Annotated in this window: 10 protein-coding genes; 5 read left to right on the forward strand and 5 right to left on the reverse strand. The window is 62.5% G+C overall.

What is annotated here, in order from left to right:
- Window positions 1-20: 20 nt before the first annotated feature.
- A complete protein-coding gene (locus tag J3P84_RS22315) occupies window positions 21-278 on the reverse strand; it encodes a hypothetical protein (RefSeq protein WP_434625934.1) in 258 nt (85 codons plus the stop codon).
- A gap of 229 nt (window positions 279-507) precedes the next feature.
- On the opposite strand from J3P84_RS22315, the gene J3P84_RS22320 reads away from it, so the two are divergent.
- From J3P84_RS22320 to J3P84_RS22340, 5 genes are all read left to right on the forward strand, one after another.
- On the forward strand, window positions 508-1,665 hold the full coding sequence (locus J3P84_RS22320; RefSeq protein WP_434625936.1) for an efflux RND transporter periplasmic adaptor subunit: 1,158 nt from the start codon (window positions 508-510) through the stop codon (window positions 1,663-1,665).
- Window positions 1,662-4,775, forward strand: a complete 3,114-nt coding sequence (locus J3P84_RS22325) for a multidrug efflux RND transporter permease subunit (RefSeq protein ID WP_434625938.1) — start codon at window positions 1,662-1,664, stop codon at window positions 4,773-4,775. The genes J3P84_RS22320 and J3P84_RS22325 overlap by 4 nt, the downstream gene beginning before the upstream one ends.
- A 9-nt stretch (window positions 4,776-4,784) precedes the next feature.
- A complete protein-coding gene (locus J3P84_RS22330) occupies window positions 4,785-5,459 on the forward strand; it encodes a heavy metal response regulator transcription factor (protein WP_434625940.1) in 675 nt (224 codons plus the stop codon).
- Window positions 5,434-6,813, forward strand: a complete 1,380-nt coding sequence (locus J3P84_RS22335; protein WP_434625943.1) for a heavy metal sensor histidine kinase — start codon at window positions 5,434-5,436, stop codon at window positions 6,811-6,813. The genes J3P84_RS22330 and J3P84_RS22335 overlap by 26 nt, the downstream gene beginning before the upstream one ends.
- 258 nt (window positions 6,814-7,071) lie before the next feature.
- Complete coding sequence (locus tag J3P84_RS22340) at window positions 7,072-8,556, forward strand: sensor domain-containing diguanylate cyclase (RefSeq protein ID WP_434631480.1); 1,485 nt, start codon at window positions 7,072-7,074, stop codon at window positions 8,554-8,556.
- A gap of 229 nt (window positions 8,557-8,785) precedes the next feature.
- Here the strand turns inward: J3P84_RS22340 and lpxC are convergent, their stop codons facing one another.
- From lpxC to J3P84_RS22360, 4 genes are all read right to left on the reverse strand, one after another.
- Complete coding sequence (gene lpxC / locus J3P84_RS22345) at window positions 8,786-9,697, reverse strand: UDP-3-O-acyl-N-acetylglucosamine deacetylase (RefSeq protein ID WP_030139673.1); 912 nt, start codon at window positions 9,695-9,697, stop codon at window positions 8,786-8,788.
- Window positions 9,698-9,809: 112 nt separating this feature from the next.
- Window positions 9,810-11,003 carry a cell division protein FtsZ gene (gene ftsZ / locus J3P84_RS22350; protein ID WP_305496634.1) on the reverse strand — a complete coding sequence of 398 codons (1,194 nt, stop codon included), beginning with the start codon at window positions 11,001-11,003 and terminating at the stop codon, window positions 9,810-9,812.
- Between the two features lie 97 nt (window positions 11,004-11,100).
- Window positions 11,101-12,360, reverse strand: coding sequence for a cell division protein FtsA (gene ftsA / locus J3P84_RS22355; RefSeq protein ID WP_058542749.1), 1,260 nt, complete (start codon window positions 12,358-12,360; stop codon window positions 11,101-11,103).
- A 15-nt stretch (window positions 12,361-12,375) separates the two neighbouring features.
- Entirely contained in the window at window positions 12,376-13,242 is an 867-nt protein-coding gene (locus J3P84_RS22360; protein WP_434569734.1) for a cell division protein FtsQ/DivIB, read from the reverse strand.
- Window position 13,243 lies beyond the last annotated feature (1 nt).

The following is a 13,243-nucleotide window of genomic DNA, read 5'->3' on the forward strand; positions in this document are numbered from 1 at the left end:
CCGCGCGCCGAGGGGAAAGATCAGCGTTTGCCCATCGAACGGCGCGTGCCGGGAGGCGCGGCGCCGGGGGTCTTGGTATGGCCATTCTTCGCGCCGTTCTTGTACCACGGTTGTTGGCCGGCACCTTTGGCCGCTGCCAGGTCGCCTGGTTTGAATGGAAACTTGAAGGCCGGGATCGGCGCCTTGTCGTCGGCGGCGCTGGAAACATCGCTGTCGGTCTGGCCGGACGGTTCACCGTTCGGGTGCTCGTCCACAGGCGATGGTGTTGGGGAAGTCATGTAAGGCTCCGGGCGGGTATGCCGGGCTCGGTAAGTGAGCCGCGAAACGCAGCAGTATACCTGCGCAAAATCGCGGTGCACGGGGTAGATTCAATGGCTAAGTTCCGTCTGACGGGAAACCAAGATAAAACTGACAGCCCTGACAGCTAGCCGTCACCTTCCTGACGGGCTCACAACGCTATATAAGAAAGCCAGGAATTCCTCCGTCCCGAACCGGCGTTTCACGTTCATGCCTATCCAGAAAAAAACCGTCCTGCTCGTCGCGTTACTGATCGCCCTGGCCGCCCTCGCCCTCTGGTTCATCATGAAGCCCGTCGCCAGCAAACCCAGTGCTTCCACCGCCGTGCCAGTGAAGGTGATAAGCGTTGTCGAGCAGGATGTGCCGCGCTTTGCCAGTGGCATCGGCACGGTACTGTCGCTGCACAGCGTGGTGATCCGTCCGCAGATCGACGGCATCCTCACCAGGCTGCTGGTCAAGGAAGGGCAACTGGTCAAGAAGGGGGACCTGCTGGCGACCATCGATGATCGTTCGATCCGCGCCAGCCTCGACCAGGCCCGCGCCCAGCTCAGCGAGAGCCAGGCGCAACTGGCCGTGGCCCAGGTCAACCTCAAGCGCTACAAGCTGCTGAGCGTCGATGACGGCGTATCGAAGCAGACCTACGACCAGCAACAGGCGCTGGTCAACCAGCTCAAGGCCACTGCCCAGGGCAACCAGGCGGCCATCGATTCGGCGCAGGTGCAGCTGTCCTACACGCAGATCCGCTCGCCGGTGAGCGGTCGCGTCGGCATTCGCAATGTGGATGAAGGCAACTTCCTGCGCACCAGCGACACCGAAGGCCTGTTCTCGGTGACCCAGATCGACCCGATCGCCGTGGAGTTCTCCTTGCCCCAGCAAATGCTGCCGACCTTGCAGCGATTGATCGCCGCCCCGGACCAGGCCTTGGTCAAGGCCTACGTCGGGGCCGACGGCGTGACCGGGGAATTGCTCGGCGAGGGGCGGCTCAGCCTCATCGACAACCAGATCAACACCAATACCGGAACCCTGCGGGCCAAGGCCGAATTTAATAACGCCGCGCAACGGCTGTGGCCGGGGCAACTGGTGACGCTGAAAATCCAGACCGCTATCGACAAGGGTGCCCTGGTAGTGCCGCCCACCGTGGTCCAACGCGGGCTGGAGCAACACTTCGTCTATCGGGTCAAAGGTGACAAGGTCGAAAGCGTGCCGGTGCAAATGGTTTATCAGGACAGCGACAGGCACATCATCAAAGGCGTGAACGCCGGCGATCAGCTGGTGAGTGACGGCCAGTCACGCCTCAAGCCCGGCGCCAGCGTCCAGGTGCTCAGCGATCCGCCTGCCCTCGCCAAGACCGGGCAGGCGCAGCCATGAAGGGCCGCGGCTCGATATCGGCGTGGTGCATCGACCACCCCATCGCCACGGTGCTGCTGACGTTCGCCCTGGTGTTGCTAGGGTTGATCGCCTTTCCCCGCCTGCCCGTCGCGCCTTTGCCCGAGGCGGAATTCCCGACCATCCAGGTCAACGCCCAACTTCCCGGCGCCAGTCCCGAAACCATGGCATCGTCCGTGGCGACCCCACTGGAGGTGCAATTCAGCGCCATTCCCGGCATTACCCAGATGACCTCAAGCAGTGCGTTGGGCTCGACCAACCTGACCCTGCAATTCAGTCTCGACAAGAGCATCGACACCGCCGCCCAGGAAGTGCAGGCGGCGATCAACACCGCCGCCGGCAAGCTGCCCAATGACATGCCGAACCTGCCGACCTGGCGCAAGGTCAACCCGGCCGACAGCCCGGTGCTGATTCTCAGCATCAGCTCCGACCTGATGCCAGGCACCGAACTGAGTGATTACGTCGAGACGCTGCTCGCCCGGCAGATCAGCCAGATCGACGGTGTTGGACAGATCTATATCACCGGCCAGCAGCGGCCGGCGATCCGGGTCCAGGCCTCGGCCGACCGGCTTGCCGCCATCGGCCTGACCCTCGCCGATATTCGCCAGTCCTTGCAGCAGGCCAGCCTCAACCTGGCCAAGGGCGCGCTGTATGGCGAGTCGAGTATTTCCACCTTGTCCACCAACGACCAGCTGTTCAAGCCGGAGGAATACGGCGAGCTGATCGTTTCCTACCGGGACGGCGCACCGGTCCATCTCAAGGACATCGCCAAAGTCGTCAACGGTTCGGAAAACGCCTACGTGCAGGCCTGGTCCGACGATCAGCCCGGCGTCAACCTGGTGATCTTCCGCCAGCCGGGGGCGAACATCGTCGAGACGGTCGACCGCATCCAGGCGGCGCTGCCGACCCTGGAAGCCATGCTGCCGGCCGCCATACAGGTCAAGGTGATGATCGATCGCACCCAGACCATTCGCGCTTCGCTGCATGAAGTGGAAATCACCCTGCTGATCGCGGTGCTGCTGGTGGTGGCGGTGATGGCGCTGTTCCTGCGCCAGCTCTCGGCGACGCTGATTGTCTCGGCCGTGCTCGGGGTGTCGCTGACCGCCAGTTTCGCGCTGATGTATGTGATGGGTTTCAGCCTCAACAATCTGACCCTGGTGGCGATCGTCATCTCGGTGGGGTTCGTGGTGGACGACGCCATCGTGGTGGTGGAGAACATCCACCGGCACCTGGAAGCCGGCGATGGCATGCGCGAGGCGGCGATCAAGGGCGCCGGGGAAATCGGCTTCACGGTGGTGTCCATCAGCTTCTCGCTGGTGGCGGCGTTCATTCCGCTGCTGTTCATGGGCGGCGTGGTCGGGCGGCTGTTCAAGGAGTTTGCCCTGACCGCCACTTCGACCATCCTGATTTCCGTCGTGGTGTCCCTGACCCTGGCGCCGACCCTGGCTGCCTTGTTCATGCGCGCCCCGAAACATCACGCCCATGCCAGGCCGGGTTTCGGCGAGCGCCTGCTCGGCTGGTACGAACGCGGCCTGCGCCGGGCCCTGGCCCACCAGAAACTGATGATCGGCGTGTTCGGCCTGACCCTCGCCCTCGCGGTCGTGGGCTACCTGTTCATCCCCAAGGGCTTCTTCCCGGTCCAGGACACCGGCCTGGTGCTGGGCACCAGCGAAGCGGCGGCCGATATCTCGTTCCCGGACATGGTGGCCAAGCACAAGGCCCTGGCCGAGATCGTCGCCGCCGACCCGGCAGTGCAGACTTTCTCGCACTCCGTCGGCGTCTCGGGCAACAACCAGACCATCGCCAACGGCCGCTTCTGGATCGCCCTCAAGCCTCGGGGCGAGCGCGATGTATCGGCCAGTGGCTTCATCGACCGGATCCGCCCCAAGTTGCTGAAGATTCCCGGCGTTGTGCTGTACCTGCGGGCCGGGCAGGACATCAACCTCAGCTCCGGCCCGAGCCGCGCCCAGTATCAATACGTGCTCAAGAGCAACGACGGGCCGACCCTCAACGCCTGGACGCAGAAACTCACCGACAAGCTGCGCAGCATTCCGGCATTCCGCGACATTTCCAACGACTTGCAACTGGGCGGCAGCATCACCCACATCAACATCGACCGCAGCGCGGCGGCACGTTTCGGCCTCACCGCCAGCGATGTCGACCAGGCGCTCTACGACGCTTTCGGCCAGCGGCAGATCAATGAATTCCAGACCGAGACCAACCAGTACAACGTCATCCTGGAACTCGACACCCAGCAACGCGGCAAGGCCGAAAGCCTGGCGTATTTCTATCTGCGCTCGCCGCTGAGCGGGGAAATGGTCCCGCTCTCGGCCCTCGCCCGCTTCGACGCACCGACCAACGGCCCGCTGTCGATTGCCCACGACGGCATGTTCCCGGCCGCCAACCTGTCGTTCAACCTCGCGCCGGGGGTGGCGCTGGGGGATGCCGTGCGCCTGCTCGACCAGGCCAAGAACGAGATCGGCATGCCCGCGGCCATCACCGGCAGCTTCCAGGGCGCGGCCCAGGCGTTCCAGAGTTCGCTGAAAAGCCAGCCGTGGCTGATCCTCGCTGCGTTGGTGGCGGTGTACATCATCCTCGGCGTGCTCTACGAGAGTTTCGTCCATCCGTTGACGATTATTTCCACGTTGCCCTCGGCCGGCCTCGGCGCGTTGATCATGCTCTGGCTGTTGGGCCAGGATTTCTCGATCATGGCGCTGATCGGCCTGGTGCTGCTGATCGGTATCGTCAAGAAGAACGGCATCCTGATGATCGACTTCGCCCTCGATGCCCAGCGCAACGGCGGGATGGCGCCGCAGGAAGCGATTTTCCAGGCCTGCCTGACGAGGTTCCGTCCGATCATGATGACGACCCTGGCCGCCCTGCTCGGCGCCCTGCCATTGATGCTCGGCTACGGCCCCGGCGCGGAGTTGCGCCAACCCTTGGGCATCGCGGTGGTCGGTGGCCTGCTGGTGAGCCAGGCACTGACGCTGTTCACCACGCCGGTCATATACTTGTGGTTGGAGCGATTGTTCCATCGGCCCGCGCCTCGACCCGGTTCTGCGCCGACGGCGGCGCTGGCAAATGCAGACTGAGGCCGGGCCATGCGCGTTCTGATCATCGAAGACGAAGAAAAAACCGCCGACTACCTGCACCGCGGCCTGACCGAACAAGGTTACATCGTGGATGTGGCGCGGGACGGCGTCGAAGGGCTGCACCTGGCCCTGGAAAGTGACTATGCGGTGATCGTGCTCGACGTCATGCTGCCGGGCCTCGACGGCTTTGGCGTGCTGCGGGCCCTGCGCGCCCGCAAGCAGACGCCGGTCATCATGCTCACCGCCCGCGAACGGGTCGAAGATCGCATCAAGGGCCTGCGCGATGGCGCCGATGATTATCTGGGCAAGCCGTTTTCGTTCCTGGAGCTGGTGGCCCGCCTGCAAGCCCTGACCCGCCGCAGCAGCGGCCATGAACCGGTGCAGGTGAGCATCGCCGACCTGTGGATCGACCTGATCAGCCGCAAGGCCAGCCGCGCCGGGCAGCGCCTGGACCTGACCGCCAAGGAGTTTTCGCTGCTCAGCGTGCTGGCTCGCCGCCAAGGCGAGATCCTTTCGAAAACCGCGATTGCCGAAATGGTCTGGGACATCAATTTCGACAGCGACGCCAACGTCGTCGAAGTGGCGATCAAACGCCTGCGGGCCAAGCTCGACGGGCCTTTCGAGCACAAACTTCTGCATACCATCCGAGGGATGGGTTATGTGTTGGAGAATCGCGGTGAGTAACAGCATCGCCCTGCGCCTGAGCGGCATGTTCACGCTGGTGGCGGCGCTGGTGTTCCTGCTGATTGGCGGCGGCTTGTACCAGCAGGTCGAAAAAGGTCTCGGCCTGTTGCCAGAGGCGGAGCTCGATGCCCGCTACAGCGTGCTGGAGTCCACCGTCGGCCGCTATGGCACGCCGGAGCACTGGGTCAAGATCAACAACAAATTGCGCTTGCTCGGCGAGGAGGATAAACGCATCCACTTCTGGATCGTCAGCGATGACCCGCGCTTCGAATACGGTAACCCCGATGCACAGATCCGTGCCTTCGCCGCAGGTCCATTGGGCAAACGTGACCTGAAGCTGGCGACGCAGCATTACCCGATGAAAGTGCTGGTGAGCCAGTTCCCGGCCAAGGACCAGCGGCCGCCGCTACGGTTCATGATCGGTATCGACACCGAGACCTTCTACCAGACCCAGCATCGTTTGCTGGTCGCGCTGGTGAGCCTGGCGATCGTCGGCGTGCTGCTGGCCTCGTTGCTGGGCTACTGGGTGGCGCGCATCGGTCTCAAGCCACTCATCAGGTTGTCGGACGAAGCCCGGCGCCTGGCCCCGCCCCGGCTCACCGGGCGCTTGCAATTGTCACCGCTGCCACCGGAACTCAACCAGTTCGTCAGTTCCTTCAACGCAACCCTGGACCGCGTCGAGCAGGCGTATTCAAGGCTGGAGTCATTCAATGCCGACGTTGCCCATGAACTGCGCTCGCCGCTGACCAACCTGATCGGCCAGACGCAGGTGGCGTTGACTCGCGGGCGCTCGGCAGAGCATTACTTCGAAGTGCTGCAATCGAACCTCGAAGAGCTGGAGCGACTGCGCTCGATCATCAACGACATGTTGTTCCTGGCCAGCGCCGACCAGGGTAGCAAGGCCACCAAGCTGACCACGACGTCCCTGGCCGATGAGGTGGCAACCACCCTCGATTATCTGGACTTCATCCTCGAAGACGCCCAGGTCCGGGTTCGCGTCAGCGGCGATGCCCAGGCCAGTATCGAAATCGCCCACCTGCGCCGGGCCTTGATCAATCTGCTGAGCAACGCCGTCCAGCACACCGCGCCCGGCCAGGTGATCGACGTGGACATCGAAGCCACCGGCGACCAGGTCATCCTGGGCGTCACCAATCCCGGCGAGCCTATCGCCGGCGAACACCTGCCGCGCCTGTTCGAGCGCTTCTACCGGGTCGACGTCTCCCGCAGCAACAGCGGCGCCAACCACGGCTTGGGCCTGGCCATCGTCAAGGCGATTGCGCTCATGCACGGCGGCGATGTATTCGTGCGCAGCGACCGTGGTGCCAACACCTTCGGGATCCGCTTGCCGGCCTGAGGAGCAAGCCCGCCCCCACGAAACTCCTGTGGCATACGCCCACCCAAGGACAACACTGTGGGAGCGAGCCTGCTCGCGAAGGCGGCAGTCCATCCAACCTCGATTTCCATGCAATAAGCCACGATGTGGATTGCTCAATTCCAGTGTCACAAGCACAATCTTGCAAAAGGCCAGCATTGTCTGATGCCAGTCATCCGCTGTTAAAGATGAGCAGCCTATGGGAAGGATCCCAGCCACATGACAATGCAGATCGGAATCATGAGCGCGAGCAGTGCAACACCCGGCAACATTCCGCTTTCGATACGTTCGGAGCGGGTACTCGTTTTGGCCAGCTCGCTGGTTGTCATCGCTATCGTAGCTATCGTGACGTTCCTGCTGATCCGTGAACACGCCAGCGCGCAGCAGGCAGCGACGCGCGCGGCGAGCAACATTGTGCAGTTGATCGACGCCGACGTACTGCGCAATGTCGAACTCTACGATCTTTCGCTGCAAGGCCTGATTGCCGCAGCGAAACGCCAGGATCTCCAGGACGTTTCGCCAACGATCCGCCACCTCGCCCTGTTCGACCGCGCCACCGCAGCCCCTTACAAAGGCGACATATTGCTGCTCGACAAGCGCGGCGACGTGGTCGCCGATTCCGCTTCGGTCGAACCGCGCAAGGGCAATTACGCCGATCGGGAATATTTCCAGTCCCATCTGCAGGATCCGGGCCCGGGCATGAAGATCAGCCGTCCGTTCCGGGCCCGGAGCAGTCCGCATGATTGGCGCATCAGCTTCAGCTACCGCTTGAACGACGACCGAGGAGAGTTCATGGGTGTGGCCGAGGCTGCAATGCGCCTGGGCTACTTCAGCCAGCTCTTCAAGAGCTTGAACATCGGCCATGGCGGCACGGTCAACCTGGTCAGCCGCGACGGGATCCTGTTGGCTCAGGAGCCGCCTCTGGCCGAAGACATGATCGGCAAGGATTTCAGCAGTCGACCGAACTTCGTGCGGATCCTGCGCGAAGGCGATGGCAGTTTTACCAGCGTGTCCAGCGTGGATCAGAAGCAGCGGCTGTACACCTTTTCCCAGGTAGGTAATCTGCCGCTGATCGTCGTGGTCGCGCTCTCTTCCCAAGAGGTTTTCGCGTCATGGCAACGCACGGCGCTGCTGGTCAGTGGCGCCACGGGCGCGCTGTGCTTCAGCTTGCTCTGGCTCACCTGGCTGCTGCGTCGGGAATTAAGACGCCGGCACACCGCTGAACGGGAACTGGCCCTGCTGGCATCCGTCGACCCGCTGACAGGCCTGGCCAACCGCCGGACGCTGGACCAGACGCTGCAACTGGAGTGGCTGCGCGCCCAGCGCTCCGGTCAACCGTTGTCGATCCTGATGATCGATGCCGACCACTTCAAGGCGCTCAATGATCGCCTGGGCCACCAACGCGGTGACGAGGCGTTACGAACCCTGGCGCAACTGATCGGCGGGTACGTGCGCCGACCGGCCGACCTGGCGGCGCGTTATGGCGGTGAAGAGTTCTCGGTGGTGCTGCCGGAGACGACGACCGCAGGAGCGTTCACCATGGCGCAAAACATTCGCGAAGCCGTTGAGCAACTGCCCGGTGAATTGACCATGACCGTCAGTATCGGCATCGCTACGTGGGCGAACGGGCCTTACAACGAACTTGAGGCGTTGCTGCTCGCCGCCGACAAGGCGCTCTACCAGGCCAAGGCCAGCGGGCGTAATCGAGTTGTTTGTGCGATGTAAGCCTTGCTCCTGCTTTTGTGGCGAGGGAGCTTGCTCCCGCTGGGCCGCGAAGCGGCCCAGAGATAGCGACTCGCTCGCCTGATCCACCGCAGACCAGGTTGAGGACTGCTTCGCAGTCCAGCGGGAGCAAGCTCCCTCGCCACAAAAGCCTTTCGCAGCCGACATAAAACCCAGCCATAAAAAAAGGCCACCCGAAGGCAGCCCTTAAAAAACTAGAGAGGTTTTTTGCTTACACGGCCGCTACAGGGCGCATGTAAGAGATTGGTGCGGTGCTGGCGTCTTCGAACGTCACGACTTCCCAAGCGTCTTTCTGCTCAATCAACTTGCGCAGCAGCTGGTTGTTCAGTGCGTGGCCGGACTTGAAGCCCTTGAACTCACCAATCAGGCTGTTGCCCAGCAGGTAGAGGTCGCCGATTGCATCGAGGATCTTGTGTTTGACGAATTCGTCTTCATAACGAAGGCCGTCTTCGTTCAACACGCCATCGGAATCGACCACGATCGCGTTTTCCACACTGCCACCGAGTGCGAGGTTGTGCTTGCGCAGGTACTCGATATCACTCATGAAACCAAAGGTACGCGCGCGGCTGACTTCTTTGACGAACGAAGTGCTGGAAAAATCCACGCTTGCACTCTGGGTGCGGTCACGGAAAACCGGGTGATCGAAATCGATCTCGAAGCTCACCTTGAAACCTTCGAAAGGGACGAAAGTGGCGCGCTTGTCGCCGTCTTCCACTGTCACTTCCCGCAGGATGCGGATGAACTTCTTGGCCGCGTCCTGCTCTTCCAGGCCAGCCGATTGAATCAGGAATACGAAAGGTCCGGCGCTGCCATCCATGATCGGGACTTCGGACGCGGAGAGCTCGACGTAGGCGTTATCGATGCCCAGGCCAGCCATGGCCGAGAGCAAATGCTCCACCGTGTCCACTTTGGTGTCACCGTTGACCAGCGTGGTCGACATAGTGGTTTCACCAACGTTTTCCGCGCGAGCAGGAATCTGCACCACAGGGTCGAGGTCGGCACGACAAAACACAATGCCGGTGTCGACAGGCGCGGGCTTGAGGGTCAGATAGACCTTCTCGCCGGAGTGCAGGCCGACACCTGTGGCACGGATAATATTCTTCAGGGTGCGTTGTTTAATCATGGCATGGGCCGCTTCAGCGCAAATTGCGAACTGGTATCAACAAAGGCTGGCGATGATAGCAGACCAGACCTTTGCTGAACACCAATCACCCGTATACCCCTGATACATTCCATCAATCGGCCTGACGACGCAGGAATGCCGGGATGTCCAGGTAATCCAGATCGTCTTGCGGATTCATCTTCGCGGCAGTCGCAGCACCGGCCTGGGCCTGGTTGCGCATGACGGTCGGACGGTCCAGGTCACGGTAGTTCACCGCGGGAGCTTCCTGACGAGCGGCAGCTTGCTGCTGGGGCTGCGAAGCCATGGCGGTCTGCACGGTGTTGTCGATCACCTTCATCGGTTTCTCGATTTTCGCGCCCAGGCCAGTGGCAACCACGGTCACGTGCAGTTCGTCACGCATGTCCGGATCGATAACGGTGCCGACCTTGACCATTGCGTGGTCGGAAGCGAACGCCTCGATGATGCTACCCACGTCGGAGTACTCGCCCAGGGACAAGTCCGGACCGGCGGTGATGTTCACCAGGATGCCGCGGGCGCCCTGCAGGTTCACGTCTTCGAGCAGCGGGTTGCGGATGGCCGCTTCGGTGGCTTCGCGTGCACGGTTCGGACCGCTGGCGCAGCCGGTGCCCATCATCGCCATGCCCATTTCGGACATCACGGTGCGTACGTCGGCAAAGTCGACGTTGATCATGCCCGGACGCTTGATGATGTCGGAGATACCGCGAACGGCACCGGCCAGTACGTCATCGGCCTTGGCGAAAGCCGACAGCAGGCTGGCGTCCTTACCGAGGATGGTCAGCAGCTTCTCGTTGGGGATGGTGATCAACGAGTCGACGCTTTCGCTCAGCGCGCGGATGCCTTCATCGGCGATCTGCATGCGCTTGCGGCCTTCGAACGGGAACGGACGGGTCACCACCGCAACGGTGAGGATGCCCATTTCCTTGGCCACTTCGGCAATGATCGGCGCTGCACCGGTACCGGTACCGCCGCCCATGCCAGTGGTGATGAACACCATGTTGGTGCCAGCCAGGACTTCAGCGATGCGCTCGCGATCTTCCAGGGCAGCCTGACGGCCAACCTCGGGATTCGCGCCGGCACCCAGGCCCTTGGTCACGCCGGTACCGAGTTGGAGGATGGTCCGCGCGCCGATGTTTTTCAGCGCCTGAGCATCGGTGTTGGCGCAGATGAACTCAACGCCTTCGATGTTGCTCTTGACCATGTGGTTGACAGCGTTGCCGCCGCCACCGCCGACACCGATTACCTTGATAACCGGGCTGGCGGGGATGTTGTCTACGAGTTCGAACATTTTCCCTCTCCTTTCATTCTCTAGTTTTTTCGCCTACTGCGTTTGTTGCCGTCTTGCAACGCCGGGCCTGAAACCCGACGCCTGAATCTGAAATCGTTTAGAAATTGCCCTTCACCCAAGCCTGGAGCCGCTCGAACAGCGGTGCCTTGGGCTCTTCGCTGCTGTAGCTGTCACGGCTGCCGATGCCCGAGAACGAGATCCCGTCGGATTGCTTTTGCAGGCCGTACATCAACAGGCCCACGCCAGTCGAATAGATCGGGTTGCGCACCACGTCATCCAGGCCCTTGACGCCATGGGGCACGCCCAGGCGCACCGGCATGTGGAAAATCTCTTCGGCCAGCTCGACCGCGCCTTCCATCTTCGACGTACCGCCGGTCAGCACGATGCCGGCCGGGATCAGGTCTTCGTAGCCGCTGCGGCGCAGTTCGGCCTGGATCAGCGTGAACAGTTCGTCGTAGCGCGGCTCGACCACTTCGGCCAGGGCCTGGCGCGACAATTCGCGCGGCGGACGGTCGCCGACGCTCGGCACCTTGATGGTTTCACCGGCACCGGCCAGCTTGGCCAGGGCGCAGGCGTAACGAATCTTGATTTCCTCGGCGTACTGGGTTGGGGTGCGCAGCGCCATGGCGATGTCGTTGGTCACCTGGTCGCCGGCAATCGGAATCACTGCCGTGTGACGGATGGCGCCTTCGGTGAAGATCGCGATGTCGGTGGTGCCGCCGCCGATGTCGACCAGGCACACGCCGAGTTCTTTCTCGTCGTCGGTCAGCACCGAGTAGGCCGAAGCCAGTTGCTCGAGGATGATGTCGTCGATTTCCAGGCCGCAGCGACGCACGCACTTCTCGATGTTCTGCGCGGCGTTCACGGCGCAGGTGACCACGTGGACCTTGGCTTCCAGGCGTACGCCGGACATACCCAGGGGCTCGCGTACGCCTTCCTGGTTATCGATCACGTAATCCTGCGGCAGGGTGTGCAGCACCCGCTGGTCGGCCGGAATCGCCACGGCCTGGGCCGCGTCAAGTACGCGCTCAAGGTCGGCGGAGCTGACTTCACGGTCCCGAATCGCCACGATGCCGTGGGAGTTCAGGCTGCGGATGTGATTGCCCGCGACACCGACGAACGCCGAGTGGATCCGGCAACCGGCCATCAGCTGCGCTTCTTCGATGGCGCGCTGGATCGATTGGACGGTGGACTCGATGTTCACCACCACGCCTTTCTTCAAGCCACGGGACGGGTGTGTACCGATCCCGACGATGACCAGCGTGCCGTCGTCCGCGACCTCGCCTACCAGCGCTACCACCTTGGAAGTGCCGATATCCAGACCGACGATCATTTTTCCGCTTTGCACGTTTGCCATGGGTCCTGCCTCTTCTTAATTCTTCGCGACGGCGGGTTCGGCCGTCGTCGGCGCTACAGGTTCCCGCCAGCCAACAGCGAGGCCGTTGGCGTAGCGCAGATCGATGCGCGCAATGTTCGTAATCTGTTCTTTGAGCGTCTTGTCATAGATGGCAATGAAGCGGCGCATCTTTTCCACCAGGTTGCCGCGCCCGAGCAACAGCTCGATGCCCGGCCCCGAGCTGCCCGCGCCAGTGGTCAGGAACCAGCTGCCGCGCTCACGCAATTCCAGGCGCGCGATGGAGAAGCCCAGTGGCCGCAACATCTGACTCAACACCTGGTATTGCTGCATCACTTGCTGCTGGGCCCGCTGTGGACCGAACAGTTGTGGCAAATGTTCATAATTGGCCAGTTCCCGTGGCGTAAACGCCTGGCCCTGGTTGTTCAACAGCGACTCGTCGCCCCAACGGGCCACCGGCAACTGCTCTTCCAGACGAATCGACACCTGGTCCGGCCATACCCGCCGCACTTCGGCGTGGGCGATCCAGGGCATCTGCTCCAGCTCGGTGCGCATGCCCGCCAGGTCGATGGTGAAGAAGCTCGACGCGACGAACGGAGCGATCCGCTGCTGCACCGCCTGCTGGCTGATGTAGCTCAGGTCACCCTGGACGTTGATCCGGGCGATCGGACGATCGGCATAAGGCAGCAGCCGCTGCGCGCCTTCATACGTGCCGAACCCCAATACCACCAGCATCACCGGCCAGAACAGGCTCTTGAGAAAGCCGAAATTGGCTTTCGGCAAGCGCGCCGACATCGGCTCTTTGGCCACCATTCGGCTGGCACCCCGCGGCACCGGCTTGCGACCGGGTGCGGATGGCTGATGACGAAGCGATGCGCCTTGCATG

It is taken from the genome of Pseudomonas sp. Z1-29 (assembly GCF_051131995.1).
In the GTDB taxonomy this organism is placed as follows: Bacteria; Pseudomonadota; Gammaproteobacteria; order Pseudomonadales; family Pseudomonadaceae; genus Aquipseudomonas.